Origin of the sequence: Aliirhizobium wenxiniae (assembly GCF_019511445.1) — a bacterium.
Lineage (GTDB): Bacteria > Pseudomonadota > Alphaproteobacteria > Rhizobiales > Rhizobiaceae > Neorhizobium > Neorhizobium wenxiniae_A.
In genome coordinates, this window is sequence record NZ_JAEUAN010000002.1 from 180,163 (window position 1) to 206,936 (window position 26,774).

The 26,774-nt window shown below is 60.1% G+C and carries 24 protein-coding genes and 1 pseudogene; 9 read left to right on the forward strand and 16 right to left on the reverse strand.

Annotated elements, in window-relative coordinates; translation table 11 throughout:
- Positions 1-10 precede the first annotated feature (10 nt).
- On the forward strand, positions 11-892 hold the full coding sequence (locus JNB91_RS03090) for a methylated-DNA--[protein]-cysteine S-methyltransferase (RefSeq protein WP_220324053.1): 882 nt from the start codon (positions 11-13) through the stop codon (positions 890-892).
- 136 nt (positions 893-1,028) lie between these two features.
- Positions 1,029-1,274, forward strand: coding sequence for a PilZ domain-containing protein (locus tag JNB91_RS31390; RefSeq protein WP_346269253.1), 246 nt, complete (start codon positions 1,029-1,031; stop codon positions 1,272-1,274).
- 87 nt (positions 1,275-1,361) lie between these two features.
- Here JNB91_RS31390 and JNB91_RS03100 read toward each other — a convergent pair whose 3' ends face one another.
- Together JNB91_RS03100 and JNB91_RS03105 are read right to left on the reverse strand one after the other, a co-directional pair.
- Positions 1,362-2,558: a CaiB/BaiF CoA transferase family protein gene (locus JNB91_RS03100; protein WP_220324055.1), complete on the reverse strand. Its 1,197-nt coding sequence runs from the start codon at positions 2,556-2,558 to the stop codon at positions 1,362-1,364.
- 6 nt (positions 2,559-2,564) lie between these two features.
- The gene (locus JNB91_RS03105; protein ID WP_220324056.1) at positions 2,565-3,344 is read right to left on the reverse strand and encodes an enoyl-CoA hydratase-related protein; all 780 of its coding nucleotides are present in this window, start codon (positions 3,342-3,344) and stop codon (positions 2,565-2,567) included.
- 344 nt (positions 3,345-3,688) lie between these two features.
- On the opposite strand from JNB91_RS03105, the gene JNB91_RS03110 reads away from it, so the two are divergent.
- Positions 3,689-4,486: a MetQ/NlpA family ABC transporter substrate-binding protein gene (locus JNB91_RS03110; RefSeq protein ID WP_220324057.1), complete on the forward strand. Its 798-nt coding sequence runs from the start codon at positions 3,689-3,691 to the stop codon at positions 4,484-4,486.
- Positions 4,487-4,809: 323 nt separating this feature from the next.
- Positions 4,810-5,205, forward strand: a pseudogene (locus JNB91_RS03115) (fused DSP-PTPase phosphatase/NAD kinase-like protein); the annotation flags it as partial.
- 162 nt (positions 5,206-5,367) lie between these two features.
- Here JNB91_RS03115 and JNB91_RS03120 read toward each other — a convergent pair.
- On the reverse strand, positions 5,368-7,215 hold the full coding sequence (locus JNB91_RS03120) for an ABC transporter ATP-binding protein (protein WP_220324058.1): 1,848 nt from the start codon (positions 7,213-7,215) through the stop codon (positions 5,368-5,370).
- 42 nt (positions 7,216-7,257) lie between these two features.
- Complete coding sequence (locus JNB91_RS03125) at positions 7,258-8,421, reverse strand: M20 aminoacylase family protein (protein ID WP_220324059.1); 1,164 nt, start codon at positions 8,419-8,421, stop codon at positions 7,258-7,260.
- A 325-nt stretch (positions 8,422-8,746) separates the two neighbouring features.
- Here JNB91_RS03125 and JNB91_RS03130 point away from each other — a divergent pair, with 325 nt between their 5' ends.
- The 3 genes from JNB91_RS03130 (at position 8,747) to JNB91_RS03140 (ending at position 12,550) form a co-directional block, all read left to right on the forward strand.
- Positions 8,747-10,456 (forward strand): peptide ABC transporter substrate-binding protein, encoded by a 1,710-nt coding sequence (locus JNB91_RS03130; RefSeq protein WP_220324060.1) that lies wholly within the window; start codon positions 8,747-8,749, stop codon positions 10,454-10,456.
- Positions 10,457-10,620: 164 nt separating this feature from the next.
- Positions 10,621-11,631: an ABC transporter permease gene (locus JNB91_RS03135; protein WP_220324061.1), complete on the forward strand. Its 1,011-nt coding sequence runs from the start codon at positions 10,621-10,623 to the stop codon at positions 11,629-11,631.
- Positions 11,624-12,550, forward strand: a complete 927-nt coding sequence (locus tag JNB91_RS03140; RefSeq protein ID WP_220324062.1) for an ABC transporter permease — start codon at positions 11,624-11,626, stop codon at positions 12,548-12,550. Before JNB91_RS03135 ends, JNB91_RS03140 begins: the two co-directional genes overlap by 8 nt.
- A 309-nt stretch (positions 12,551-12,859) precedes the next feature.
- On the opposite strand, the gene JNB91_RS03145 is transcribed toward JNB91_RS03140, so the two are convergent.
- Together JNB91_RS03145 and JNB91_RS03150 are read right to left on the reverse strand one after the other, a co-directional pair.
- Positions 12,860-13,801 (reverse strand): sensor histidine kinase, encoded by a 942-nt coding sequence (locus JNB91_RS03145; RefSeq protein ID WP_223218031.1) that lies wholly within the window; start codon positions 13,799-13,801, stop codon positions 12,860-12,862.
- A 384-nt stretch (positions 13,802-14,185) separates the two neighbouring features.
- Positions 14,186-14,980, reverse strand: a complete 795-nt coding sequence (locus JNB91_RS03150; protein WP_220324064.1) for a response regulator — start codon at positions 14,978-14,980, stop codon at positions 14,186-14,188.
- A gap of 165 nt (positions 14,981-15,145) precedes the next feature.
- On the opposite strand from JNB91_RS03150, the gene JNB91_RS03155 reads away from it, so the two are divergent.
- Together JNB91_RS03155 and JNB91_RS03160 are read left to right on the forward strand one after the other, a co-directional pair.
- Positions 15,146-15,340 (forward strand): NepR family anti-sigma factor, encoded by a 195-nt coding sequence (locus tag JNB91_RS03155; RefSeq protein WP_220324257.1) that lies wholly within the window; start codon positions 15,146-15,148, stop codon positions 15,338-15,340.
- On the forward strand, positions 15,337-15,918 hold the full coding sequence (locus JNB91_RS03160) for an RNA polymerase sigma factor (protein WP_220324065.1): 582 nt from the start codon (positions 15,337-15,339) through the stop codon (positions 15,916-15,918). The genes JNB91_RS03155 and JNB91_RS03160 overlap by 4 nt, the downstream gene beginning before the upstream one ends.
- 371 nt (positions 15,919-16,289) lie before the next feature.
- Here the strand turns inward: JNB91_RS03160 and JNB91_RS03165 are convergent, their stop codons facing one another.
- The 10 genes from JNB91_RS03165 to JNB91_RS03210 all read right to left on the reverse strand — a co-directional run bounded on the left by JNB91_RS03165 (position 16,290) and on the right by JNB91_RS03210 (position 26,740).
- The gene (locus JNB91_RS03165) at positions 16,290-16,742 is read right to left on the reverse strand and encodes a DUF1691 domain-containing protein (protein WP_220324066.1); all 453 of its coding nucleotides are present in this window, start codon (positions 16,740-16,742) and stop codon (positions 16,290-16,292) included.
- A gap of 6 nt (positions 16,743-16,748) precedes the next feature.
- Positions 16,749-17,354 carry an ElaB/YgaM/YqjD family protein gene (locus JNB91_RS30670; protein ID WP_223218032.1) on the reverse strand — a complete coding sequence of 202 codons (606 nt, stop codon included), beginning with the start codon at positions 17,352-17,354 and terminating at the stop codon, positions 16,749-16,751.
- A 120-nt stretch (positions 17,355-17,474) separates the two neighbouring features.
- Positions 17,475-18,299, reverse strand: coding sequence for an ABC transporter permease (locus JNB91_RS03175; RefSeq protein ID WP_220324067.1), 825 nt, complete (start codon positions 18,297-18,299; stop codon positions 17,475-17,477).
- Complete coding sequence (locus JNB91_RS03180; RefSeq protein ID WP_220324068.1) at positions 18,299-19,246, reverse strand: ABC transporter permease; 948 nt, start codon at positions 19,244-19,246, stop codon at positions 18,299-18,301. Before JNB91_RS03180 ends, JNB91_RS03175 begins: the two co-directional genes overlap by 1 nt.
- Positions 19,247-19,607: 361 nt before the next feature.
- On the reverse strand, positions 19,608-21,131 hold the full coding sequence (locus tag JNB91_RS03185) for an ABC transporter substrate-binding protein (RefSeq protein ID WP_220324069.1): 1,524 nt from the start codon (positions 21,129-21,131) through the stop codon (positions 19,608-19,610).
- A gap of 135 nt (positions 21,132-21,266) precedes the next feature.
- Positions 21,267-22,019 (reverse strand): ABC transporter ATP-binding protein, encoded by a 753-nt coding sequence (locus JNB91_RS03190; RefSeq protein ID WP_220324070.1) that lies wholly within the window; start codon positions 22,017-22,019, stop codon positions 21,267-21,269.
- Positions 22,016-22,852, reverse strand: coding sequence for an ABC transporter ATP-binding protein (locus JNB91_RS03195; RefSeq protein ID WP_220324071.1), 837 nt, complete (start codon positions 22,850-22,852; stop codon positions 22,016-22,018). Before JNB91_RS03195 ends, JNB91_RS03190 begins: the two co-directional genes overlap by 4 nt.
- Positions 22,849-23,781, reverse strand: coding sequence for an ABC transporter permease (locus tag JNB91_RS03200; RefSeq protein WP_220324072.1), 933 nt, complete (start codon positions 23,779-23,781; stop codon positions 22,849-22,851). Before JNB91_RS03200 ends, JNB91_RS03195 begins: the two co-directional genes overlap by 4 nt.
- On the reverse strand, positions 23,778-24,782 hold the full coding sequence (locus JNB91_RS03205; RefSeq protein WP_430736237.1) for an ABC transporter permease: 1,005 nt from the start codon (positions 24,780-24,782) through the stop codon (positions 23,778-23,780). The genes JNB91_RS03200 and JNB91_RS03205 overlap by 4 nt, the downstream gene beginning before the upstream one ends.
- A gap of 317 nt (positions 24,783-25,099) precedes the next feature.
- Positions 25,100-26,740 (reverse strand): ABC transporter substrate-binding protein, encoded by a 1,641-nt coding sequence (locus JNB91_RS03210; RefSeq protein ID WP_220324074.1) that lies wholly within the window; start codon positions 26,738-26,740, stop codon positions 25,100-25,102.
- Positions 26,741-26,774 lie beyond the last annotated feature (34 nt).

Here is a 26,774-nt window from a genome sequence, read left to right on the forward strand (position 1 = left end):
GAGACAGACCATGAATGCTCTCGCTCAGTTTTCGACACCTGCGATCGACGTGACGCCGGAAGGCTCGGATTACGAGACCGTGCGCCGGGTGATCGAGATGATTACCCTCGATTACCGCGACCAGCCCTCGCTGGAGACTATCGCTGCCGAGATCGGCCAGTCGCCGACACAGTTGCAAAAGCTCTTCACCCGTTGGGCCGGCCTGTCTCCGAAAGCCTTCCTGCAGGCGGTAACGATCGATCACGCCAAGCGCCTGCTCGGCGATGAAGGCCTGCCGCTTCTGGAAACCTCCTACGAATTGGGCCTCTCCGGCCCCGGCCGCCTGCATGATCTTTTCGTCACCCACGAGGCCATGTCTCCCGGCGAGTGGAGGGCCAAAGGCGGCGGCCTGACGATCCGCTACGGCTTCCACCCCTCTCCTTTCGGCCTTGCTCTCGTCATGGCGACCGAGCGCGGCTTGTCCGGCCTCGCCTTCGCCGATGAAGGCGGCGAACAGGAGGCGCTCGACGACATGACTCGCCGTTGGCCGAACGCCACCTATGTGGAAGACCGGGCCGCAACCGAACCCTATGTCACCCGCGTTTTCGACCGTTCGAAATGGCTCTGCGACCGGCCCTTGCGGGTCGTTCTGATCGGCACCGACTTCCAGATGCGCGTCTGGCAAAGCCTGTTAAAGATCCCCTACGGCAAGGCCGTCACCTATTCCGATGTCGCCAACGATATCGGCCAGCCGACAGCGAGCCGGGCCGTCGGTGCGGCGGTCGGAGCAAACCCGATCTCATTCGTCGTCCCCTGCCACCGCGCGGTTGCGAAGAATGGTGCCCTCACCGGCTATCACTGGGGCCTTACCCGCAAGCGGGCCATGCTCGGCTGGGAAACCGGCGGCATCTGAGCCCCTGATTCCGATCCGCTATCAGAATAATGCCCCACCAATCTACCCGAAGATTTTAGGGGCTTATTTGCAGGGTTTTCTCGCCTCGGCTTCGAGCGTTACAGGATTTCCAATCGAAATTTGGAGATCCGTCCGGGTGCATGAGCGTAAGTTTCCGCGATCGAGGGCATTCCTCGGCGCCAAGATCCTGTTCAACGATCACCGCTCGGCTTTCGACGGCATCGTCAAGGAAATGTCGGAAGGCGGGGCAATGATCAGGACCGAAAGCGCGATGTCGGTCCCGGAAAATTTCACACTGCAACTCTCCGACGGCCGCCAGTTCCAATGCGATGTCCGCTGGCGCCGCATCAACGCAATCGGTGTGGAGTTTCGCACCGACTGAGCGTTGCCATGCATTTAACGGATTGGCTCCCAGGCCTTCAGCGCACAAGCGAAGCCTCAAAGCCAATCCCGTTCATTGGTGCAGCATCTACAGATTGATTGCGCCGGCAGCGGCAAAAGCGGCCACTTCGTCCTTAGCGAACCCGGCTTCGCTGAGAATTCTTGCGGTATCTTCTCCCAGAACCGGAGCTGCCTTATCCGGCATCGGCGGCATATCAGACAGCTTGATCGGGAAGCCGAGCGTGCGGATCGGCCCGAGAGACGAATGCTGTGTCTCGACAATCATGTTGCGCGCAATCGTCTGCTCATCACGCAGCATCGCATTGATGCTGTTGATCGGCCCCGCAGGAACGCCGGCCTTCTCCAGATCTGCCAGCCAGTCCGCGACCGGGCGGGTGCGAAAAATCTCGGTCAGGATGGCCTCCAGTTCGGGAAGGTGCGCGAGGCGGTTGGCATTGGACGAAAAACGCGGATCTTCCGCCAGGTCGCGCCTATCGAGCACCTCCAGAAGGCGAAGCCAGTTCGTCTGGTTGGATGCGCCGATCACCAACCAGCTGTCGGCGGCCTCGAACGCCTGATAGGGCGCTCCGAGCGGATGGGCAGAGCCGAGAGGACCGGGAGAGACACCGGTCGCAAGGGCCATGGCCGACTGCCAGTAGGTCAGCATGATGCCGGCCTCGAACAGCGAGGTATCGACCTTGCCACCCTTGCCGGTAGATTGACGCCGCATCAGGGCAGCAAGCACGCCGATGGCGGCAAGCAGACCCGAGGTGATATCCGTCACCGGGGATCCCACTTTGACGGGAGGCCGGCCAGCGCCTTCGCCGGTGATGCTCATCAAACCGCTCATTGCCTGCGCGATCAGGTCGAAACCGCCGCGTGCGGCATAAGGACCCGTCTGACCAAAACCGGTAATGGAGCAATGCACGAGGCGCGGATTGATCTCTTCCAGCCGAGCATCGTCAAAGCCCAGTCGCGCCAATGCGCCAGGGCGAAGGTTCTCCACCAGAACGTCAGAGCGCTCGATCAGTCGCTCGATGATCTTGCGTCCTTCCGGCGATTTCAGATCCAGTGCCAATCCATGCTTGTTACGGTTGACCTGAAGAAACGCTGCGGATTCACCGCCGATGGTCGGCGGAACCATCCGGCGGGAATCGTCGCCGCCCTGCAGTTTCTCGATCTTGGTGACATGAGCGCCGAGATCGGCAAGGAACATCGAGCAGACCGGACCGGCCATGACATGGCTGAGATCAAGAACGCGGATTCCATCAAGGGGAGTGGGCATCGGGTATTAACGACCTTTGAATTGCGGTTGTGTCTTGTTGAGAAAGGCTTCACGGCCGATCTGGAAATCTTCGGTGGCAAAGCAGGCATGGCTCTCTTTGTGCTCTTCGGCTGTAATCGGCCGCGGTTCCGTGAGCCTGTGTACGAAGCGCTTGTGCCAGCGCGCCACGAGCGGAGCGCCGGCAGCGATCTTTGCCGCGGTCGTGCGTACCGTCTCCTCGAAATTCTCCGCATCGCTGATTATACCGACAAGCCCGATCCGCTTTGCCTCCTCGGCATCGATCAGGTCGCCGGTCAGAAGCAATTGCAGGCTTGGGCCGGGGCCGATCAGGCTGACCAGCGGATCAAGCTCGCTGAGCGCAACGGTCAGGCCAAGGCGCTTGACTGGAAGCCCGAAGCGCGAAGCGGTTGAGGCGATACGGATGTCGCAGAGAGCAGCAAGCTCCAGCCCACCGCCAACGCACAACCCGTCGATCGCTGCAATCACCGGGTGGCGGCAATTGCGGATCGCCGCAAGCGCCGCGCCCGCGCGTTCACCATAACGATGAGCCGCCTCCGGATCCTGGCGCTCCTGAAGAAATTCGCCGATATCGGCCCCGGCGCTGAAGGCGCGCCCGCCATGGCCGGATAGAACGATGCAGCGGATGTCGGTATTGCCATCGAGCGCGGTAAGCGCCGCGCCAAGCGCGTCCCACATTTCCAGCGACATGGCATTGTGTTTTTCCGGCCTGGCGATCCCGATATGAGCGATGTCACCTGAAATCTCGGTCTTGATATATTGCGACATGAACCAACCAATCTTTGGCGTATTACATTTTCAAAATAGCCAGGCGCCTCGCGGCACCCGCAAGCTCAGCCTGCGGAGAAGACACCAGGAAATATCTGTTTTGTCCTCACACGCTCGTCAACGCCGGCTTCTTCCCTTTGGCACGGGCTGAACGCTTTGCTACCGCTGGCTCGCCGCATATTACTGATAAGCCCCCACCGAGCTCGGAATTTAATTTCAAAATCCATCGGATACAGGAATTATTTATATTCAAGGCAAAGATATCGCGTAATAAAATCTCTTTTTAAGCTGACGCCCGTTTGTACAATCGCAGGCCACGATCATCCCACAGCAAAGTGCGTTTCATGAAAAATATTGCAGTTGGTGTGTCCAAGGCCGTTTTTGCAGGCCTCTTGGCAACCCTCATGGCCGCTTCGGCCCAAGCCGCTTCGATCAAGGTCGGCACCACATCAGGCCCTCATGCCGAGGTTCTGGAAGTCGTCAAGGAAGAGGCTGCCAAGCGCGGTCTCGACATCACGATCATCGAGTTCAATGACTATGTCATTCCGAACGAAGCGCTCGTCTCGGGTGAAATCGACGCAAACACCTTCCAGACACGCCCTTTCCTTGACAATTACGTCAAGTCTTCGGGCAAGACCGTTGTCGACGTCGCCAAGACCTATGTTCTGCCGCTCGGCTATTATTCGACGAAATACAAGAGCTTCGAAGAGCTGCCGGACGGCGCGCAGGTCGGCATTTCGAACGACCCGACCAATGCTGCCCGCGCGCTGCTGCTTCTGTCGCACAAGGGTGTCATCAAGCTTCGTGACGGCGGTCACGACAATTCAACCGTCCTCGACATCGTCGAGAACCCGCACAATTTCGAATTCGTCGAACTGGAAGCCGGGCAGCTGGCCCGCAGCCTGAGCGATGTCGACGCCGCGGCTATCAACACCAGCTTTGCGATCAAGGCCAACCTGGATCCGGCCAAGGATGCCATCCTGCGCGAAGACCGCGATTCACCTTATTCGAACATCATCGCCGTTGGCGAGAAGGACGTGAAGGCGCCGTGGCTCGCCGATTTCATCTCGGCTTTCCATTCCGATCCGGTCAAGCAAGCGCTTGCCGTCCAGCTCAAGGGCGCAGCCGTCCCTGCCTGGTGATCGGCTCTCTTTACTTGTCGGGCCAATAAGCCTCCTAAACGTGATGCAGGGGGACGGTCACCGTACTGGTGGCCGTCCCTCTTGCATAACGGCGATCCTTTCACACGTCCGGCAGACTATCCGGAGATATCGCAGGCAGGACGTGAGGCACGTCGACGCCGAGATCCCACTTCATCAGGTGCCCCTTTCAGGTGACTGTCAGTTTGAAAGCCGATGCCACGCTGCAATAGCAGGCGTGCCCCGCCTGTTCGGCAAGGTGGATCGGCAACATGACAGTGACATCCAGGCAGAAATGGCTTCGCAACGCAGCCGCCGCAATCGGTATGACGGCGCTCGGCCTCGGCGCCTATCTCGGCTTCCTCCAGCTCTCCGGCAATTTCCACACGGTTATCGCCGGCGAACTCTACCGCTCGGCGCAACCGACTGCGGCGCAGATCGAAGACTATGTGCAAGATTACGGTATCCGCACCATCATCAATCTGCGCGGCGCTTCAAAGGATGCCAGCTGGTACGCCGACGAAATATCGACAGCACAGCGGCTCGGGATAAACCATATCGACTTCCGCATGGTCGCTTCAAAAGGGCTGACCGCAGAACAGGCCGACCAGCTTGTCGCCCTGCTGAGGGATGCACCGAAACCCATCCTCATCCATTGCCAGGGCGGCGCCGACCGCACCGGCCTCGCCTCGGTCATCTACAGCCAGCAGATAGCCGGCATCCCGGTCGACACGGCCGAGAGGCAGCTATCGCTGTTTTTCGGCCATATCGGCCTGCCGCACATATCAAGGGCCTATGCGATGGACCGGACCTGGGAAATGCTGGAACGTCATTACGGCCTGTCCGAAGACGGACACCCGGCTGCGACCTCGCCCACATCCGCCTCAGGCGACCTGCACGATATGCCCGTGGGAGACCTCACGGTATTGCCGGACCGGCGGAACATAATCGACGGACCGAATGGGGCTCTTGATCTCATCGGTCGCCATGTTGCGCTTGATCGACCGGCGTGACGGATCAGGGATCGGCACTGCCGACATCAGCTTCTTCGTATAGGGATGCTGCGGATTTTCGAACACCGCCGCCCGCGGTCCGATCTCGACGATCTCGCCGAGATACATCACTGCCACCCGGTGGCTCACCCGTTCCACCACCGCCATGTCATGGGAAATGAACAGATAGGCGAGTTTCAGGCTCTGCTGCAGGTCGAGCAGAAGGTTGCAGACCTGCGCCTTGATCGACACGTCGAGCGCCGAAACCGCCTCATCCGCCACGATTACTTTCGGATCGAGCATCAGCGCCCTGGCAATCGCCACACGCTGCCTCTGGCCGCCGGAAAATTCGTGCGGAACGCGCTTCATCATGTCGGCCGACAATCCGACCTTTTCCAGAAGCGCCGCCGCCTTGTCGCGCGCCTGCGCCTTGGTCCCCAGATTATGCTCGACAAAAGGCTCCATCACCGCCGAGCCGATACTCATGCGCGGATTGAGAGACGCGAACGGATCCTGAAAAATCATCTGGATCGACCGGCGCATCTTGCGAAGCGTCGGCTGGTCGAGCTTCATGACCTCGTAGCCGTCGAGAACGACATTGCCGCTGGTCGGGTTGATCAACCGCGTCACCGAGCGCCCGGTCGTCGACTTGCCGCAACCGCTCTCGCCCACCAGCGACAGCGTCTCCCCCTCGTAAAGATCGAAGGACACTTTCTCCACCGCATGCACGGCCCCGGTCTTGCGTCCGAGAAGCCCGGAATGGATATCGAACCGTGTCGTCAGATCCTTCACGTCGAGGATCGGCGTCCGGCCCTTGGCAACAGTGTCGGTCACATCCGCCAGCTTCTGCTGTTCCCCGGTTTTGATGTCGATGATCGGAAAACGCAGCGGCAGCTTGCGCTCACCCATCGAGCCAAGCCTCGGCACAGCCGAAAGCAGCGCGCGCGTATAGGGATGCTTGCCGCGATGAAAAATGTCGTCGGTCGCGCCGGTCTCCACCGCGTCACCACGGAACATCACGATCGTCCGGTCGGCCACCTCTGCCACCACGCCCATGTCATGGGTGATGAACAGGACCGACATCCCCTCCTCGTCCTGCAACTGCTTGATCAGGTCGAGGATCTGCCCCTGGATCGTCACGTCGAGCGCCGTCGTCGGCTCATCGGCGATCAGCAGCTTCGGCTTCGACGCCAGCGCCATGGCGATCATCACGCGCTGGCGCATGCCGCCGGAAAACTGGTGCGGATATTCGTCGAACCGGCCCTTGGCGTTCGGAATACGCACCTTCTCGAGAAGCCGGATGACCTCCGCCTTCGCCTCTGCCTTGGAAATATCCGTGTGAACCGTCAGCGCCTCGGCGATCTGCTTGCCGATCGGGAAGATCGGGTTGAGCGAGGTCATAGGCTCCTGGAAGATCATAGAGATATCGTTGCCGCGCACCCGGCGCATCTCTTCCTCAGGCAGCGAGACCAGTTCCTTGCCCTGCAGAAAAACCTGTCCCTCGATGCGGCTCGTCTTCTTCGGCAAAAGCCGCATGATCGACAGCGACGTCACCGATTTTCCCGACCCGCTTTCGCCGACGATCGCCACCGTCTCGCGCGGCGCGACATCGAAGGAAATGTTGCGCACCACGGTCTTCCATTCGTCACCGACCCGAAACGAGGTCGAGAGGTTCCTGACCGAAAGAACCGGAGCGACCGAGCCGCCCCCGTGTTCCATGTCATTTCCGGAAAGCAGCATCGGTTTCCCCTTGGTTCTTATAACGCGATGGACTTGCCCGGATCAGGCCGCGAGCGCGGTTTCCGCCAGCGTCACCCAGTAGCTGACGCCATAGGGGATCGCCTCGTCGTTGAAGTCATAGGCGGCATTGTGCAGGCTCGCCGTATCGCCATTGCCGATGAAGATGAAGGCGCCCGGACGCTGTTCCAGCATGTAGGAAAAATCCTCGGCTCCCATATGCGGATTGACCTCGCCATTGACAGCCTTCGGACCTGCGACCTTGCCGGCAATGCCGATCGCAAATTCGGTTTCCGCCTCATGGTTGAAGGTCACCGGATATCCGCGACGATAGACGACTTCCGCCGTTGCGCCATGCACGGTCGCAGTCATTTCGGCAATCTCCGTCAGGCGCTTCTCTGCAAAATCGCGCGTTTCCGGCAAAAGCGTGCGCACCGTGCCGACAAGTTTCACCGTGTCGGGAATGACGTTATTCGCATCACCGCCATGGATCGCCGCGACCGTCACCACCAGCGATCTCAGAGGATCGGTCTCGCGCGACACGATCGACTGCAGTGCAATGACGATATGCGATGCGGCAAGCACCGGATCGATCGAGTTATGCGGTTGCGCGGCATGGCTTCCGCGACCGTTGACGGTGATCTCGAACACGTCTGCAGCCGCCATGATGCCGCCCTTGCGGATGGCGAAATTGCCGACCGGAAGCCGCGGCTCGTTATGCATGCCGTAGACTTCCGTGATGCCGAATTTATCGATGAACCCGTCATTGATCATCGCCAGCGCACCGGCACCGCCCTCTTCCGCGGGCTGGAAGATCACCGCGACCGAACCCTTGAAATTGCGCGTCTCGGAAAGATACTGCGCAGCGCCGAGCAGCATCGCCGTATGCCCGTCATGACCGCAGGAATGCGCCTTGCCCGGCGTCTTCGACGCCCATGGCTTGCCCGATGTCTCGAAGATCGGCAGTGCATCCATGTCGGCACGGAAACCGATCACCGGCCCATCACCGTGTTTGCCCTTGATGATGGCAACGACGCCGGTCTTTCCGATGCCCGTTTCGACCACGTCGCAGCCGAAGGAATTAAGCTTCTCCGCAACGAAGCGTGAGGTCTCGTGAACATCGTAAAGCAGCTCGGGATTTTGATGCAGGTGACGCCGCCATTCCGCCACCTGTTCCTGCATCTCGGCTACGCGATTGATCACTGGCATTCCGGCACCTCATTGATTTTTCTAGAATTCCCACTCTGGTTGGCGGGGATATTGCGACGCTTATACAAGCTTTTGCAAGCATCAATTTTCGCTCTTGAACGAAAAATAGGCTTGTGCTTTGATGGCTCAAAATTTGGTCAAACACGCCAGACGTGAAGGAATGGACGTGTCATAAATAGACTGAACAGAAAGCTTGCGGGCAGCAACTTTGGCACCCGTCGGGAAGGTTGACAGGCAAACATGCCGCGACCAGGGAGCCCCGACCGGAACCGCCCGCCACCAATCATCACAACTCGTAAAGAGAACCACAAAGGGGAACAGCAGCATGCGCAAACTGAGACTTCTGTTGGCCGGCACCGTAGCCGCCATGGCGCTTTCCAGCGCCACGGCTCATGCGGAACGCGGCACGGATGGTGACCTGAAGATCCTGTTCTGGCAGGCCGTCTCCACCATGAACCCGTTCCTTTCGGCAGGCACCAAGGAAGTGCTCGCCTCTTCCATCGTCATCGAGCCGTTGGCCCGCACCGATGAAAAGGGCGAACTTGTACCGTGGCTGGCCGCCGAGATCCCGACCGTCGAGAACGGCGGAGTCGCCCAGGATCTCATGAGCATGGTTTGGAAGCTGAAGCCCGACGTCAAATGGTCTGATGGCACAGCCTTCACCGCCGAAGACGTGATTTTCACCTGGAAATATTGCACCGCGCCGGATGGCGGCTGCGCCCAGCGCGCCCAGTATGAAGGCGTCAAGAATGTCGAGGCCGTCGACCCGCACACGGTCAAGATCACGTTCGAAGAGCCAAAACCCTATCCCTATTCCGCCTTTGTCGGCGCACAGTCGCCAATCATTCAGGCTGCCCAGTTCAAGGATTGCCTCGGCACCAAGGCTCCCGGCTGCACGGCCGCCAATTTCGGCCCGATCGGCACCGGCGCCTTCGTCGTCAAGGATTTCAAGCCGAACGACGTGATCACCTTCGCGGCCAATCCGAACTATCGCGATGCTGCCAAGCCGGCCTTCGCCTCGATCACCCTGAAGGGTGGCGGTGACGCGGCGTCTGCTGCCCGCGCCGTTCTCGAAACAGGAGAATACGATTACGCCTGGAACGCCCAGGTCGAGCCGGAAGTGCTGCAGACCATGATGGCAGCCGGCAAGGGTCGCCTGGAAATCTCGTTCGGCACACAGGTCGAGCGTATCAACCTCAACTGGACCAACCCGGATCCGGCACTGGGCGACAAGCGCTCCACCACCGAAGCCGGCCCACATCCGGCTCTGAAGGACCCGGCTGTTCGCCGCGCCCTGTCGCTCGCCATCGACCGCGACATCATCGTCGAGGCCGGTTACGGCCAGTCCGGTAAGCCCACCTGCAACATCGTTCCGGCCCCGGAAGCCGTTGCCTCCACGAAGAACGACAGCTGGTGCCTGAAGCAGGATCTGGAAGCCGCCAACAAGCTGCTCGACGATGCAGGCTGGGTAAAGGGCGGTGACGGCATCCGTGCCAAGGACGGCGTAAAGCTCTCCTTCCTCTACTCCACCTCGACCAACTCGGTGCGTCAGGCAACCCAGGAACTGGTCAAGGCCATGTGGGCGGAAATCGGCGTCGATGCCGAGCTGCGCAATGCGTCGGCTTCCGTCTTCTTTGGCGGCGACCCGGCAAGCCCGGACACGTTCCAGAAGTTCTATGCCGACGTCATCATGTACACCAACAACTTCGACGGCACCGACCCGGAAAAATATCTGGCAGAGTGGCTTTGCGACAAGATGCCGGGACCGGCCAACGGCTGGCAGGGCCAAAACATTCCACGTTACTGCAATGCTGAATACGACAAGCTTGTCGGCGAACTCTCCAAGACCGCCGATCTCGAAAAGCGCGCCGCCCTCGCCAAGCAGCTGAACGACATGCTGACGGAAGAAGGCGCGCATATCCCGCTCGTCCATCGTGGCGACCAGTCCTCCTTCGCCGTTACGCTGGAAGGTGTCAGGATGAACTCCTGGGACAGCCAGGTGTGGAACATCGCCGACTGGTCTCGCAAGAAGTAACCGCCAAGGCCGGGCGGACTGATCTCTGCCCGGCTTTCGCAATGCTGCGAGAGAACAAGAACTCGCCCTGCCCTCCGGCAGGGCCGGTTTGCCAGCATCGATAATTCTGCGCCGCCGTAGCCTTTGCAGCCATGGCTTAGGCAAGCGCAGCCGGAGAGCCACCCATGTTCACATACACATTGCGACGATTGTTCTTCGCAATTCCGACGCTGCTGATCATCAGCTTCGTCATCTTTGCCCTTCTTGATCTCGCGCCCAACGACCCGACCGGCGACCTGCCGCTGACCATCCCGCCGGAAGTGCGCGAACAGATCCGCGCCTCGCTTGGCCTCGATCAGCCCTTCCTGATCCGCTACATGAAATGGCTGCAGCAATTCTTCATCAATGAGCCGCTTAACATCCTCGAAAGCCTCACCGGCTGGCAATTCGGCGATGGCGAGCGCATGCGGGTCCTCTCCTGGGCAACCCGCAGCCCGGTCGTCGATCTCATCGTCCAGCGCCTGCCGCAGACGCTCTGGGTCGTCGGCCTCGCCTATCTCTTCGGCATTATGATCGCCATCCCGATCGGCGTGATCTCCGCCTACAAGCAGTACTCGATCTTCGACCAGATCGGCACCTTCGTCTCGATGGTCGGTTATTCGGTCCCGACGTTCTTCACTGGCGTCCTGCTGATCGTCATCTTCTCCTCCTATCTTCAGTGGTTCCCGTCGGTCTACGACACCAATCTGAGGGTCACGGATTTCGACAGTTTCGTTGCCCAGATAAGACAGATGGCGTTGCCGGTCTTCGTGCTGGCGCTCTACAACGCCTCGCAGATCGCTCGTTTCGTCCGCGCTTCCATGCTCGACAACCTGCATCAGGATTACGTCCGCACCGCCCGCGCCAAGGGGGTGAAGGAAAAGGCCGTGCTCCTCGTCCACGTCCTGCGCAACAGCCTCATTCCGGTCGTCACCGTCATTGCACTCGGCGTGCCGACGGTCTTTTCGGGCGCCATTATCACCGAACAGGTATTTCGCGTGAATGGTCTCGGCCAGCTCCTGATCACCGCCGTGCAGGGCGCCGATATGCCGCTCGTGCAGACGCTCACCTTTATCTTCGCGGTGCTGATCGTCCTCTTCAACCTGATCGCCGACGTGCTTTACGGCATTCTTGACCCGAGGATCCGTTATGACTGATGCGACCCTGAGCTCTTCTGCGCCGACCGCAGCCTCCACCCCGGCACGTTCGGCATTCGCCGATATGTGGCACCAGTTCCGCGCCCACAAGGGCGGCGTCATCGGACTGTTCACATTCGCCTTCATCCTGCTCGCGGTCTATATCGGCCCCTATATCCACACCGTCGCCCCGAACAAGATCGATATCCGCGCCAAGAACCAGTGGCCCTCGCTCGCCCACCCCTTCGGCACCGACAATCTCGGCAAGGACATGCTCGCTCAGGTTCTGGCCGGCGGGCGCATCTCGCTTGCGGTCGGCATTACCGCCATGCTGCTGGCGCTGTTTCTCGGCACGCTGGTCGGTGTCCTGTCGGGTTATTTCCGCCGCCTCGACGGGCCGCTGATGCGCCTGACGGACCTCTTTCTGGCGTTGCCGCTCCTGCCGCTGCTGCTCGTCATCATCATGCTGTTTCGCGATACGCTGCGCGCCGCCTTCGGCCCGGAAACCGGCATCTTCATCCTGATCGTCTTCGTCATCGGCATCACCAGCTGGATGCACACGGCCCGCATCGTCCGCGGTGATGTTCTGGCGGTGAAAAGCCAGGAATATGTGCTGGCGGCGAAATCGAGCGGCATGCGCGAATATCGCATCATCATCCGGCACATCCTGCCGAACGTGCTCTCCTCGATCATGGTCTCGGCAACGCTGGGCATCGCCTCCGCCATCATCACGGAATCGGCGCTCTCCTTCCTCGGCCTGGGCTTCCCGTCCGACTTCCCGACCTGGGGTCGGCTGCTGTTCGATGGCGCCAACTTCCTGCAGCTCACGCCGTCCCGCGTTCTCTGGCCGGGCCTCGCCATCTCGCTCACGGTCTTGAGCGTCAACTATATGGGTGATGCCATCCGCGACGCACTGGACCCTCGCGCCGTCAAGCGCTGATATGACCGATGCGCCACATTGAAACGGCGGCGAAAGCCGCCGTTTACCGTTGCCGGCACCACGATTTTTTTCTGAAAAAAATTGGGAACCTTCTTCTATGCCGCCCGTTATCACAGTGTCCGAAGGCGACCCCCCGTCCCCCGCCCTACAAAGCTTTCGGACAACTCTTCAATCCCCCTCGAAGAGACGAGCCGGCTCGGTTTCCCAAGGAAACCGAGCCGGATCTGTTTTGGCGTAATGAAACGTCAGAAGCCCCCGCTCAAGTCTTCAGCGCGACAACTGCGGATCACATAGTGAAGCGGCACGGCGTCACTCGCCGCCATGATCCAGCGGGAAGCGCAGCTTGTAGCTGATCCCTTGATTGGAAATCTCATACTGCGCCTTGCCGTTGACCGAAGCTGGCACGACGCGTTCGAGAACGGTGCTGCCGAAATGGGCTTTCAACCCCTCTTCCGTCGCATCCCGGGCATCCGACCCGCTCAGCCTCTCGTCCCAGCTGATCTCGAGATAATCATGTCCATCGGCATTCACCCGCGTCGAGGTAATGTCGATCGGCCGCCCATTGCGCAACAGCGAGCCATGGCTGACCGCATTGACGACAAGCTCATGCAGAGCTAGCCCCAGATGCAGCGAGGCATTCGGCGAAAGCAGCACATTGTCTCCGGAGATCTTCACCATATGCCGGTTGTCCGGCATATATTTCTCCGTCTGCTGCCGCACGAGATCGAAGAGATAGGCGCCGCGCCAACTGGAATCGGTGATCAGATCCTGACTTTGCGACAGCGAGTAAAGCCGCCCCCTGAACTTGTGCAGGAAGAGGTCGAGCGAACCCGAATAACGCGCCGTCTGCAAGGCGATGCTCTGGATGATCGCAAGCAGGTTCTTGGAACGGTGACTGACCTCGCGCAGCAGGGCACGCAGCAGCCGTTCGCGATGCCGCTCTTCGGACCGGTCGATAATCGTAGTGACGAGATGCAGGCCGCCGGACTGGAATTCTACTGCTTGAACGCGGAACTCGAAAATCTGGTCGGAACCGACAGTGACCTCGACATGGCCCTTCTTGCCGCTTTCCTTCATGCCCTGCTTGAGCGTGAGAAGCTTGGCCGCAACGTCCTCGCCGAACAGCGCAGCATCGGAAGGCGCCACGACATCCGCGAGCGCCCATACGTCGGGCAGATTGGCGAGGTAGAGATAGTCCAGCGCCTTGTTCTGAATAATGATGCTCGCGCCGAGGTCGATGAGTGCGGGCATGAAAAAATCCCGCAGCTTGTCATCACTCTGACCAGCGTGCTGCCATGTCAGCGGATGCGCCAATCTTTGCCACTCCATCTACCGCTTCATCCGTAAACGCCCCGATGGCAGCGCCGGATGCTCGTGTTTCTATCTTCAGGACCGCCCAACTGATGCAACAGCCGAGCGGGTCCAAAATGCGTGGCGTGATGAAGACGGACGGGTGCCTCTGCTTCGTACGCGCCGGTCCGGAGCCTCAGGCACCGGCACCCGCAGTGTCAGACCATCATTAAGAATAGGCACAGGACGGCGAAAACAAGGGGTGACAGGCCGCCTGAGCGGACTTGCCACAACCTTGTCTTCGCAATTTTGTTCCAGCCGCATTCAAAGCGAAAGCCTCACCGCTCACGCAGCCGCCTTCACCGCTTCGTTGAAGAACAGCGCCTGGCTGATCAGCGCCTTCACCATGTCCGGGTTGAACGGCTTGGTAACGAGGAACGCCGGTTCCGGACGTTCGCCGGTCAGAAGCCTTTCCGGGAACGCGGTAATGAAGATGACCGGAACGCTGGAGGTCTTGAGGATCTCGTTGACCGCATCGATGCCGGAGCTTCCATCCGCCAGCTGAATGTCGGCGAGAACCATCTTCGGCTGCGATGACTGGAACAGCGACACGGCTTCCTTATGGGTGCGGGCAATGCCGGTAACCCGATGACCGAGATCCTGAACCATCTGCTCGATATCGAGCGCGATAAGCGGCTCGTCCTCGATGATCATGATGTCGGTCGCAACCTGGCGGGAAATCTCGCGGGACGCTTCGTCGAGAAGCTTGTTCACATCCACAACGCTGATATCCAGCACTTCTGCGGCTTCCTCGGGCGTAAAACCTTCGACGGAAATCAAAAGGAAAGCGTGCCTTGCCTGCGAAGGAATATTCGAAAGGTTGAGCGCCGCACGCTGTTCCCATGCAAACGGGGATTCGATCGGCCTGATCTCTATGGAAGTGGAACCAAAAATCGCGACGAAGAGTTTATAAAGCGAAACGCGATCCTTTGAGCTTTCCGGAAAAATGGAAACATCGGCGATCAGCGCTTCCAGAACGGCCGCCACATAAGCGTCTCCTGACGTCTGCGATCCGGTTACCGCTCGGGCATACCGACGCAGATACGGAAGGTGGGACGCAACGCGCGTGGTGAGTGACATACAAATTCTCCCCTGGGCCCTGTTGGGCAATTGACTTGCGTTTAACGTGGCGATGCAAAATAAGTTCCGCAAGACGGAACTTTTTTTAAACTCAAGCATTTTCCAACCGACAATTTGCAAGCAGGCGCCCGCGTGATGAGTGACGAGACCAGAAAAAAGCAGGATATGACCACAGCCCAGCCCTCACATATCAAGCCAGGAACCATAGCTCCCAACGCCTCCATTTCCCGGAAGCTGAAGGAGTTTTATGATGCTGTGCAGGAAGAAGGCATTCCGGATCGTTTTCTCGATCTTCTGGAACGACTGGAAGCAGCCGAGCAGGCTCAGAAGGCTAACGCCAAGGCGGTGGATGCAAAATGAGCGCACAGGCTGTGTCCCCCCCGACAGATGCGGATGACCGCATCTTCAAGCGCGACCTGCTCGCGTCTTTGCCCAATTTGCGTGCCTTTGCCGTCTCACTGACAGGTCGCCACGATAAGGCAGACGACCTTGTGCAGGACACGATCATGAAGGCTTGGGCAAACCAGAAGAGCTTCACGGCGGGCACCAATATGCGCGCCTGGCTATTCACCATCCTTCGCAACGAATTCTACAGCCAGATGCGCAAGCGCGGCCGCGAAGTGCAGGATAGTGACGGGCTGTTCTCTGAGCGTTTCTCGGTTCACCCGGAACAATATGGCCGTCTCGATCTGCAGGATTTTCGCGAGGCGCTCGACAAGCTTCCGGAAGACCAGCGTGAAGCGATCGTTCTCGTTGGTGCGGCAGGCTTCGCCTATGAGGAAGCCGCCGAAATCTGCGGCTGCGCCGTCGGCACGATCAAGAGCCGCGTCTCCCGCGCCCGCACCCGCCTGCAGGAACTGCTCGGCGTATCGGGCGAAAGCGACTATGGACCGGATGCCGGAGACGCCGCGATTACCGCACGGGCGTTCGGCAGCTGATCGCATCAGCCTACCGTGATCGACTAAGAAGGCCGCCTCCGGGGCGGCCTTTTCTTTTGTCCATTCGATCAGTCTTGCCGAATCTGCCCCTCATCCGCCTGCCGGCACCTTCTCCCCGCTCGGGGGAAAAGGGCGCAAGTCGCATCGGCTCCGCCCAATAGAGAAAAGCGAATGGATGCAAAGGCTGCATGTGGCACATCACCTCTCCCCGCGAGCGGGGAGAGGTGGAGCGCAGCAAGCCGCGCTCAGGGTGAGGGGCAACCGGCAAACTCAAACCTCTCTAAGACCCCAGGCCGAACCATCACCCAAAAAAGCAAAAAGCCGCCCGAAATATCCGAGCGGCCTTTCATTTCATAAACCCTGCGAAAACCTCATTCCGCTGGCGGTGGTCCCTGCCTCCGTCCGCCTCCGCCCTTCGTTGCAAGGAACCCAAGCCCCCCGGCAACGGCAAGCAGCATCAGCGGCTTTGATTTCATCAGAAGCGGCAGCGCCGAAACGGCCGCGGTCATGGCCAGCGCGCGTTGGCTGTTGGCCGCAACCTCGCGACGCTTACGTCGCTCCTCTGCAGCGTTCATCATCATCACGATGGCAATAATGAACAACGCCATGACAATCATTCCGCCGGCAATCACCAGCATCGCCATCGGCAGGCCCCAGCGTTCACCGAGATGGATGGCAAGCGCCGCCACCAGCAGACCGTAAGCTGTCCATAAAAACGCAGCCGCGATCCCGTAGAGGATCGCGTTACGTCTGATCTTTCGCTTCATCGCCGCCACATCCGTTGCGATGAAGGATGCGATAAGCGGCCCCAGTGCGGTCAGCATCTAGGATCAGCGGCGCGACAGGAGAGCAAACAGGAAGCCGACACCGGCAGCGATCGCCACCGACTGGATCGGATTGGCGCGGATTTGCCCTTCAAGATCACGTTCCCAGGTGAGCGCCTGGTTTTTCGCCGCCTCGGCGATCTGATAGGAAGCATCTGTTGCATCGGCTGCTGCGCGCTTTGCCTTGCTCTTTACTTCCGAAGCCTTTTCGTTGCCGACAGCGGCAACAGTTTTGGCGAGCGCTGCGATATCCTCACGCAGCTGCTCCAGCTGTACTTCAATATCCTTGGTCGAAGCGGCAGAGCCGGTGCGCGGAAATTCGGTCGTCGTCGAGGTCGATGCGGGCATGGCGGTCTCCTGTTTGATCATGTTCGTTTTTGCTGCGGGCGATGCTTTGGTCTTGCGCGGGCCACGCTTCGGTGTTGCAGCTTCGGCCGTCTTGCTGACGGCCCCCTTGACTGCATCGGCGGTGACTGGCTTGGCTGCTGAACGTCTCGCCCGTGTCTTCTTCTCGGGCACCTTGGTGGAAGCCTCCGCAGGCGAGTCCGAAACCGGTTGGACAGCCTTCTTACGAATTCTCGTAGCCTTCGGCTTTTCTGCAACGTCGTTCAATCGATAACTCCCCTACCCGCCTGTCACGGCAACACAAAACCTGCATGCCGATGGCTGCACGCAAACAACGTGAGAGGTTGAAGTTTGTTCCAATCCAGAACGGTAAAAACCGAGAAAGTCTCAGGCCGCTTTCGTCTTCGGATCGAGCATGTCGCGCAGACCGTCGCCAAGCATGTTCAGGCCCAATACCGCAAGCGCGATTGCCATGCCCGGCAGGATGGCAAGCCACGGCGCCTGGCCGAAAAATGTCTGGCTGTCGGCCAGCATCCGCCCCCATGTCGGCGCCGGTGGCGGCATGCCGAGCCCAAGGAAGGAAAGCCCGGCCTCGGTCAGGATAGCCAGACCGAGCTGGATCGTTACCTGCACGATGATCTGGTTGGAAATGTTGGGCAGGATATGCACCAGCGTGATCGTCGCCTTCGACCGGCCGATCCCGACCGCCGCCGTCACATAATCCCGCGCCCAGATCTGCTTCGCCCCGGCAAGTGTCAGCCGCGCAAAGACCGGCACCATGAACACCGCAATCGCAATGATCGCAGTAAATCGCCCCGAACCGAGAAAGGCGCCGAGCATCATCGCCGACAGGATGGGCGGCACCGCAAAGATGATGTCGCAGCCACGCATCACGATCAGTTCCAGCCACCCGCGCCGCATCGCCACGATGACACCGACCGCCGACCCGACCGTCGCCCCGATCGCAACCGCCAGAAACGAGGTCGACAGCGAATTCCACGCCCCCACCATCAGCATCGAGGCGACGTCGCGGCCGAACTGATCCGTGCCGAGCAACGCGCCCGGCCCAAGCGGCGGCTTCAATCGCTGCACGATATTCATCTTCGACGGCAGTGACGGTGTCCAAACCAGCGACAACAGCGCCACACCGACAAGCGCCAGCGTCACGACGAGCCCGATCAGCAGCACGGGGCGACGAAAAATCCCCGTCATCACGTCGCCACCCGCAGTCTCGGGTCGATCACCAGATAGGCGAGATCGACGAGGAAATTCATCACGATCACAAGCGCCGAAAAGAACAGCACCACATCCTGCATCACGATGATGTCGCGCTGCGACAAAGCCTGCAGCGCCAGCCGCCCGAGGCCCGGCAGGTTGAAGACGTTTTCCACCAAAACGGCACCGGCAATCAGGAAGGTGAATTGCAGCCCGATCATCGTGACGACCGGGATCAACGCATTCGGCAGCGCATGCCGCCAGACCGCAGCCTTGTCGCTCAACCCCTTGGCGCGGGCTGTGCGCACGAACTCCTCGCCCATCACGTCCAGCACAGCGCTGCGCGCCACGCGCGTCAAAACGCCTGCCTGCGGCAGCGCCAGCGCAATGGCCGGCATAAAAAGCGCGGCAAGCCCTGCCCAAAACCCCGCATTCCATCCCGGAAACCCGCCGGCCGGCATCCAGCCGAGCTTGGTCGAGAAGGCGATGATCAGCAGCAATCCCACCCAGAAGGCCGGCACCGCGATCGAGACGTAGGAAAAAGCCCCGGCGATATAATCGAACAGACCATTATGCCTGCGCGCCGCCGCCACGCCGAGCGGCACCGCGATCGCAACCGACATCACCACAGCCATCAACGCCAAGGGCAACGTCACCGCCAACCGCTCGACGATCAGCCCTGCAACGGGAACACCATAGGTATAGGACTGCCCGAGATCACCCTGCAGCACGCCGGAAAGCCATGCGAGATATCGAACGATCAGCGGTTCATCCAGCCCCATCTGAGTCCTGAGCGCCGCCAACGTCTCCGGCGTCGCCGAAGTCCCAAGCATGATCGCCGCCGGGTCACCGGGCAAGAGGTTCATGACGGTGAAGATGAGCAGCGAGACGACGATGAGCGTGACGATCAGGCTGACGAGACGACGGATGAGGATGGAGATCATCGATTGGTGTCCCTCATTCCTGTGCTTGTCACAGGAATCCAGCCACGCGAAGTCATTCGCGTAAAGAGACTTTTTAGCATTAAAGACGCAGCGTTACCGGATTGATGTGTAGCCGTCTTGGAGATGCTCGATAAGCGTGGCGATGAGAGGGAACTGAGGCAGGCGCAACGACCTCCAACTGATCTCCCCCCTTGTGGGGGAGATGTCACGAGAGTGACAGAGGGGGGTGAAACGTCGCAGCCCGCCATGGGAGCATCAGAGATGGATGAGTTTGCCGCGACAGCCCCCCTCTGCCCTGCCGGGCATCTCCCCCACAAGGGGGGAGATCGGAATGCCGCCCCGTTATGCCAGACCAAACCCCTCACTCTTCCCAAAACACCTCGGTCAGCACATTCGACGGGATCGGCTCGTTCTCCCAAAGCCCCTTCAGCTTCTTGTCCCATATGCCGAGTTTCGGCATCACGAACAGAAACAGCGCCGGTACGTCATTGGCGAGAATGGTCTGCGCCTCGCCATAAAGCTTGTCCTGTTCGCTAACATCGGTGCTCGCCTCAACCTTGGCGAGGATCGCATTGAATTCCGGGTTCTTGTAGTTGAAGTAATAGGGGTCGCGCGCGTAGATATCGATATCCATCGGCTCCGCATGGGCAACGATGGTCATGTCGTAGTCAGCGGCCTTAAGCACATCCGCCACCCATTTCGCCGGGAACTCGGTGGTTTCGATATTCATCGTTACGCCGATTTCGGCAAACAGCGCCTGCAGGATTTGCGATGAGCGCTGCGCATAGGCCATCTGCGGCGCCTTCATGGTGAAGGAGAAACCGTCCGGATAACCGGCTTCCGCCAGCAGCGCCTTGGCCTTTTCGACGTCGTAAGGATAGACGCCGGTCAGGTCCTTGTAGCCGCGATCGTTCGGCGTGTAATGGCTGCCGATCGGCGTGCCGAGACCCGACCATGCACCTTCCACCACCATCGCCCGGTCGACCGCCATCATCAGCGCTTGACGCACCTTCTTGTCGGAGAAAGGCTTGCGGGAATTGTTCATCCCCGCCACGACCTTGAGTTCGGTATTGCCGATCACCGTCGCCAGCCTGTCGCTGCCCTCGAAGGAAGACACCAGTTCCGGCGCACCGAATTCCGGAAACGCATCGACATCGCCCGCCGTCAACGCCGCCGACTGCGCCTGCGGATCGTTGATGAAGCGGAAGGAAGCCGTTTCAAGCTTAACCGCAACATCCTTGTTCCAGTAATCGGCGTTCTTCTTCAGATTGACCTGCGTGCCCTTGGCCCAGCTGTCGAAGACGAACGGCCCCGTACCGACCGGATTGGTCTTGTTGTCCGCGGCCGTCGATGGCTCCACCATCACCGCCGCCGGCCAGCCGAACCAGTAGAGCAGGCTGCCGGTCGGCTGTTTGAGTTTCAACACCAGCGTTGCGGCATCCGGCGTCTCGATCGTGTCGATGGAAGTGAAATAACGCTTCTGCGGATTGACGCTGTCAGCGCCGCGCGCACGATCCAGCGTGAACTTGGCGACTGAACTGTCGAAGGCCACGCCATTGTGGAATTTCACGCCCTGCCGCAGCTTGAACGTATAGGTCTTGCCGTCCTCGGAAACCTGCCAGCTCTCGGCAAGCTGCGGCTGCACCTTGCCCGCCTTGTCGATCGTCGTCAGGCCTTCGAAGACATTCTGCCAGGTCACCTGCCCGATCATCACCTGCGCGCCGATCGTCGGATCGAGACCACCCGGCTCAACCGTCATGCCGATCGTTGCTGAAGTCTTGGCCGCGGCCTGCGCATGAGGTGCTGCAAACGCCACGCCTGCCACAAGCGCCAGCGCTATTGCGCCACGCCTGGAGACCTGAGACCAGGAGAAAATCGTCTGCATCCTATATGCTCCCCGTTATCTGCTGCGCGCAGCTTTGTTGGGCGCAGTCTAAGAACATTTCGCAACTGCACACAATGCCAATTTGCGCCAATCTGACGCCCGTCCAGCAGTTGCGGCCTTACTGAAACACGCAGTTCAGACGCGCCGAAACCCTTCACTCGCCGTCAACAGCTGCCGCGTATAGTCGGCGGAAAAATCGCGTCTTTCCAGCGCATCCGCCTTCACCGTCTCGATCACCTTGCCGCCCTTCATCACCGCAAGCCTTTCGCACATATGGCTGATCACCCCGAGATCATGGCTCACCATCACGAAGGTCAGCCCACGATCTTTTCGGGCCTGCTCCAGCAGATTGAGGATTTCCGCCTGGATCGAGGCATCGAGCGCCGATGTCGGCTCGTCGAGCAACAGTACCTTCGGCTCCAGGATCAGCGCTCGCGCAATTGCCACGCGCTGCCGCTGACCGCCGGAAAGCTGATGCGAATAGCGGAAGCGGAAACCGGACCCCAGCCCCACCTCGTCCAGCGCCCGCATGATCCGCTGGTCGACATTGTCGAACCCATGGATCGCCAGCGGTTCCAAGAGCAACCGGTCCACCGTCTGGCGCGGATGCAGCGAACCGTAGGGATCCTGAAACACCATCTGCACCGTGCGGTAAAAATCCTTCGACCGGCTCCGCCCGGAATAGGACTGTCCGTTGATCGAAAGCGCCCCGGCGCTGAACGTGTTCAACCCCGCCACCGCCCTCAGCAGTGTCGACTTGCCCGATCCACTTTCGCCAACAATCCCAAAGCTTTCGCCTGTCGCCACATCCACCGACACATGGTCGAGCGCGACAAACTCGTCGAACATGACGACCATGTCTTTGACGGAAAGAACATTTTTCGTCATAGCGCCCACTCCTTCTTGCGGTCGAGCACCGGCAGCGGGTGTCGGTCGGAACCGATCGTTGGCAGGCAGTTGAGCAGGCCCTGCGTATAGGGATGCTGCGCCTTGGAAAGATCGGCCGATGGCAGTTCCTCCACCACGCGCCCCGCATACATGACAAGCACCCGGTCGCAGAAGGAAGAGACCAGCCGCAAATCATGCGACACGAAAATCAGCCCCATGCCGCGCTCGGCCACCAGCTTGTCGAGAATGCCGAGCACTTCCAGCTGCACCGTCACGTCAAGCGCCGAAGTCGGTTCATCGGCAATCAGCAGTTCCGGGCCGCAGATCAGCATCATCGCGATCATCACCCGCTGCCCCATGCCGCCGGAAACCTCGTGCGGATAAAGCGAAAACACCCGCTCCGGATCACGGATCTGCACCGCCTCCAGCATCGCAAGCGTGCGCGCCTTGGCTTCAGCAGTCGAAATCCTCTCATGCGTCTTCAACGTCTCGATGATCTGCCGTCCGATCGTTGAAACGGGGTTCAGCGAATACTTTGGGTCCTGCAGAACCATGGCGATCCGCTTACCGCGGATCTCGCGCCGCTCGCGGTCGGAAATCGCCAGCAGATCGCGCCCGGCGAAATTCAACGTCTTGGCGGTGATCTTCGCGTGCTTCGGCGTCAATCCCATGATCGCCCGGCCGGTCTGCGACTTGCCGGAACCGCTTTCGCCGACAATGCCCAGCCTTTCGCGCCCGAGCGTAAACGACACGCCACGCACCGCCTGCACCTCACCGGTCCGCGTCGGAAAACTCACCCGCAGGTCCTCGACGGTCAAAAGCCTATCGCTCATTGCCCGGCCTCCTTCGGATCGAGCGCATCGCGCAACCCGTCACCGAGCAGGTTGAAACCGAGCGAGACGATCAGGATCGCCGCCCCCGGCATCGCCGCCACCCACCACTGGTCGAGAATGAAGCGACGGCCCGACGCGATCATCGCCCCCCATTCGGGAAGCGGCGGCTGCGCACCCAAGCCCAGGAAACCTAGACCGGCGGCGGTCAGGATGATGCCCGCCATATCCAGCGTCACCCGCACGATCAGCGAGGAAAGGCAGAGCGGCATCACGTGGCGCAGGACGATGCGAAACGGCGATGCCCCCATCAGCTTCACGGCGGAAATAAATTCCGAATTGCGGAACGTCATCGTCTCGGCGCGGGCGATACGCGCATAAGGCGGCCACGAGGTGACGGCGATGGCGAGAACCGCATTCTCGATCCCCGGTCCGAGAGCCGCCACCAGCGCAAGCGCCAGAACCAGCTTCGGGAAGGCAAGAAAGATGTCGGTAATCCGCATCAGCACCGCATCCACCCAACCGCCGGCATAACCGGAAACCGTGCCGATGATCAGGCCGACGGGTGCGGCAATGATCGCCACCAGCACGACGACAAACAGCGTCAGCCGCGAGCCATGAATCAACCGGGATAAAATATCGCGCCCCTGGTCGTCGGTACCGAGCAGATAGCCAGCCGTTCCCGGCGGCAGCAGCCGCGCATTCCTGAGATCGCCCTGCACCGGATTATGCGGCGCCAGCACGTCGGCAAAGATCGCAACGAGGATCAAGAGAAGAATGATGCCGAGACCGGCTAGCGCCAGCCGGTTGGCGGAAAACCGCCGCCAGATCACATAGGCGCGGCCTAGCCGAGCCTGATGCCGCGAGGTCGGCTGTTCGGATAAAAGCCATTCGCGGCTATAGGGTTTTTCATTCGCCTGGAGAACACTCATCGGCTTCTCGTCCTCGGATCAAGCGTCCGGTAGAGAAGGTCGGACAAGATGTTGATGGCAACGAACACCGCACCGATGACGATCGTACCGCCAAGCACGGCATTCATGTCGGCATTCTGCAACGAGTTGGTGATGTAAAGACCGAGCCCCGGCCAGGAGAAGATCGTCTCGGTCAGAACCGAGCCTTCCAGCAGGCCCGCATAGGAGAGCGCAATCACCGTCACCAGCGGCACCGCGGCATTGCGCAGCGCATGGAACCAGATGATCCGCGCCTCGGACAGACCCTTGGCCCGTGCGGCGACGATATACTCCTGTTGCAGCTCGTTGAGCATGAACGAGCGCGTCATGCGGCTGATATAGGCAAGCGAGAAATAACCGAGCAGCCCACCGGGCAGGATGATATGGCGGAACAGATCCCAGGCCACATCCCACTGCCCCTGCCAGATCGCGTCAAACAGGAAAAAGCCCGTTTGCGGCGTGAACGTATATTCGTAGACGATGTCGATCCGCCCCGGATAGGCCACCCATCCGAGCTTGGCGTAGAACAGCACCAGCGCCAGCAGGCCGAGCCAGAAGATCGGCACCGAATATCCGATCAGCCCGATCACCCGCACGATCTGGTCGGCAATCGATCCGCGCTTGACGGCGGCCAGCACCCCGAGAGGCACCCCGATCAGCGCCCCGATGATCGTGCCGATCGTCGCAAGCTCGATCGTTGCGGGAAACACCCGCGCGATATCGGTCATCACGGGATTGGTGGTCAGCACCGAAATGCCGAAATCGCCGGTCATCGCCTGTTTTATGTAGATCCAGAACTGCTGGTAGAGCGGCAGGTTGAGGCCAAGCTCCTCCCGCACCCGCTCGACCACATGGGAGGGCGCTCGGTCACCGACGATCGCCAGCGCCGGATCGATCGGCACAACGCGGCCGATGAAAAAGGTAACGGCCAGAAGGCCGAGAAAGGTGGTGACGACCGTGACCACGAAACGGACCACCGCCATGCCAAAGGAAGAAGCACGCCGCCGGCTGCGCCGCGTCACTGCCGTCGTATCGGTAAGCGTCAAGGAGTTCTCCTTGAGATGATTGAGAGGAACAGAACCTCTGCCCCCAGGATTACAGTGAATAAAAAATCCCCCTCTGGCCTGCCGGCCATCTCCCCCACAAGGGGGGAGAAAACCCGCGGCCACCGCTTAAATCACTTGGGTCTCAGCGGTGCTTCCGGGTTAAGCCCTCCCCCTTGTGGGGGTCCGAAGGACGGGCAGAGACGAGTGGCTCTACCCAGGGCAGTTTGGGAGGGGTCTTTCCCGATACGCGCCGACTACTTCGAAATCGGATAGACAAAGTTCGTATCGAAGCTCGGGCCGAGCTTGAAGTCCTTCAGCTTCGCCGAATAACCGGCAACTTCCGTCTGCTGGAAGACGATCACGAACGGGCTCTGCGCCAGAGCCTTCTTCTGCAGGTCCTCGTAGACTGCCGCGCGCTTGGCCGCATCCTTTTCCAGCAGCGCGCCCTGGGCGGCTTCTTCGATGTCCTTCGGCACATCCCAGGCATTACGCCATGCCAGCGTCTTGTTCTTGCCCTCGTCGGAATTGTCGTAGTTGACGACGAAGGTTTCGGCATTCGAGTTCGGGTCGAAATAGTCCGAACCCCACTGGCCGATATAGATATCGTGGGTGCGGGCGCGGTACTTGGTCAGCGTCTGCTTGCCGTCGCCCGGAATGATTTCGAGCTTGATGCCGGCCTGCGCCAGCGTCTGCTGCACGCTTTCGGCAATGCCGGTCACCGGCTGCGTATTGCGCACGTCCATGGTCACGGTAAAGCCGTCAGCGAGACCTGCCTTGGCAAGCAGTTCCTTCGCCTTGGCGACATCCAGCTTGTAAGGATTGTCGTTCAGCGCACCGAGCTGGCCCTTCGGCAGGAACGTCTGGTGGATTTCGCCGATACCCTTGATCAGCGTCGCGCCGATCGCGTCATAATCGACCAGATACTTGAACGCTTCCGCCACTTCGGGCTTCGCCAGCTTCTCGTTTTTCTGGTTGAGGCTGAAATAGTAGATCGTGCCCTTCGGCGCGGACGTCACCGACAGGCCTTCCTTCTTCGAAACTGCTTCCACATCGTTCGGCTCGAGGTTGCGGGCGATATCGATATCGCCGTTTTCCAGCGCCAGACGCTGGCCGGAGCTTTCCTTCATGTGGCGATAGATGACGCGCTTCAGTTTCGGCTTCTCGCCGTAATAGTTCGGGTTGGCTTCCATGATCACGGCCTCGTTGGCGCGCCATGCCAGCACCTTGTAAGGGCCGGAACCGGCAAAACCGGTCTTCATCCATTCATTGCCGAAATCGGTATCGTATTTGTAGTCGGCCGAAGGCGTCATCGCCTTGGCATGTTCCATCACCACCTTCTTGTCGACGACGGAGGCGACGGTAGCGGTCAGGACGTTCAGCACGAAGCTCGGCGCATAGGCCTTGTCGACCGTGAAGGTGAACGTGTCGGGCGCGGTCGCCTTGGCTTTTTCGGCAACATTGTCGCCGGTAATGCCGAACTGGGTAATCAGGAAGGCCGGAGACTTGTCGAGCTTCACTGCCCGCTCGAACGAGAAGGCCACGTCTTCGGCGGTCAGCGGATTGCCGGAGGCAAATTTCAGGTCCGGCTTCAGCTTGAACGTATAGGTCATGCCGTCGTCGGAAACCGTCCAGCTGGCCGCCAGATCGCCGACGACCTTGGACGTATCGGCCGGGTCGAGCATGACCAGCTTGCTATAGGTGTTGGCGGTCACTTCGGCGGTGGAAAGCTCGAAGGCTTCGCCCGGATCGATGGTGATGATGTCGTCGATCGCAAAGCCTTCGACCAGCGTATCTGCGGGCGTCGCGGCAAAGGCCTGCGGCGCGGTCGCCAGAAGCAGCGACAGTACTGCGCCGGTGGAAAGAATGCGGACGGAAGTACGCAGTGAATGGAGCATGATCAGTTCCCCTGTTTTCATGTGCTCAAATTCG

Bases quoted from the DNA above. Each gene is read 5' to 3' on its own strand.
- JNB91_RS03200 (WP_220324072.1), bottom strand. From the start codon at position 23,781: ATGAGTGTTCTCCAGGCGAATGAAAAACCCTATAGCCGCGAATGGCTT.
- JNB91_RS03100 (WP_220324055.1), bottom strand. From the start codon at position 2,558: ATGCCCACTCCCCTTGATGGAATCCGCGTTCTTGATCTCAGCCATGTC.
- JNB91_RS03190 (WP_220324070.1), bottom strand. From the start codon at position 22,019: ATGACGAAAAATGTTCTTTCCGTCAAAGACATGGTCGTCATGTTCGAC.
- JNB91_RS03195 (WP_220324071.1), bottom strand. From the start codon at position 22,852: ATGAGCGATAGGCTTTTGACCGTCGAGGACCTGCGGGTGAGTTTTCCG.
- JNB91_RS03155 (WP_220324257.1), top strand. From the start codon at position 15,146: ATGACCACAGCCCAGCCCTCACATATCAAGCCAGGAACCATAGCTCCC.
- JNB91_RS03175 (WP_220324067.1), bottom strand. From the start codon at position 18,299: ATGACGGGGATTTTTCGTCGCCCCGTGCTGCTGATCGGGCTCGTCGTG.
- JNB91_RS03205 (WP_430736237.1), bottom strand. From the start codon at position 24,782: ATGGCGGTGGTCCGTTTCGTGGTCACGGTCGTCACCACCTTTCTCGGC.
- JNB91_RS03110 (WP_220324057.1), top strand. From the start codon at position 3,689: ATGAAAAATATTGCAGTTGGTGTGTCCAAGGCCGTTTTTGCAGGCCTC.
- JNB91_RS03145 (WP_223218031.1), bottom strand. From the start codon at position 13,801: ATGCCCGCACTCATCGACCTCGGCGCGAGCATCATTATTCAGAACAAG.
- JNB91_RS03185 (WP_220324069.1), bottom strand. From the start codon at position 21,131: ATGCAGACGATTTTCTCCTGGTCTCAGGTCTCCAGGCGTGGCGCAATA.
- JNB91_RS03125 (WP_220324059.1), bottom strand. From the start codon at position 8,421: ATGCCAGTGATCAATCGCGTAGCCGAGATGCAGGAACAGGTGGCGGAA.
- JNB91_RS03140 (WP_220324062.1), top strand. From the start codon at position 11,624: ATGACTGATGCGACCCTGAGCTCTTCTGCGCCGACCGCAGCCTCCACC.
- JNB91_RS03105 (WP_220324056.1), bottom strand. From the start codon at position 3,344: ATGTCGCAATATATCAAGACCGAGATTTCAGGTGACATCGCTCATATC.
- JNB91_RS03150 (WP_220324064.1), bottom strand. From the start codon at position 14,980: ATGTCACTCACCACGCGCGTTGCGTCCCACCTTCCGTATCTGCGTCGG.
- JNB91_RS03090 (WP_220324053.1), top strand. From the start codon at position 11: ATGAATGCTCTCGCTCAGTTTTCGACACCTGCGATCGACGTGACGCCG.
- JNB91_RS03135 (WP_220324061.1), top strand. From the start codon at position 10,621: ATGTTCACATACACATTGCGACGATTGTTCTTCGCAATTCCGACGCTG.
- JNB91_RS03160 (WP_220324065.1), top strand. From the start codon at position 15,337: ATGAGCGCACAGGCTGTGTCCCCCCCGACAGATGCGGATGACCGCATC.
- JNB91_RS03130 (WP_220324060.1), top strand. From the start codon at position 8,747: ATGCGCAAACTGAGACTTCTGTTGGCCGGCACCGTAGCCGCCATGGCG.
- JNB91_RS03165 (WP_220324066.1), bottom strand. From the start codon at position 16,742: ATGCTGACCGCACTGGGGCCGCTTATCGCATCCTTCATCGCAACGGAT.
- JNB91_RS03180 (WP_220324068.1), bottom strand. From the start codon at position 19,246: ATGATCTCCATCCTCATCCGTCGTCTCGTCAGCCTGATCGTCACGCTC.
- JNB91_RS03120 (WP_220324058.1), bottom strand. From the start codon at position 7,215: ATGCTGCTTTCCGGAAATGACATGGAACACGGGGGCGGCTCGGTCGCT.
- JNB91_RS03210 (WP_220324074.1), bottom strand. From the start codon at position 26,740: ATGCTCCATTCACTGCGTACTTCCGTCCGCATTCTTTCCACCGGCGCA.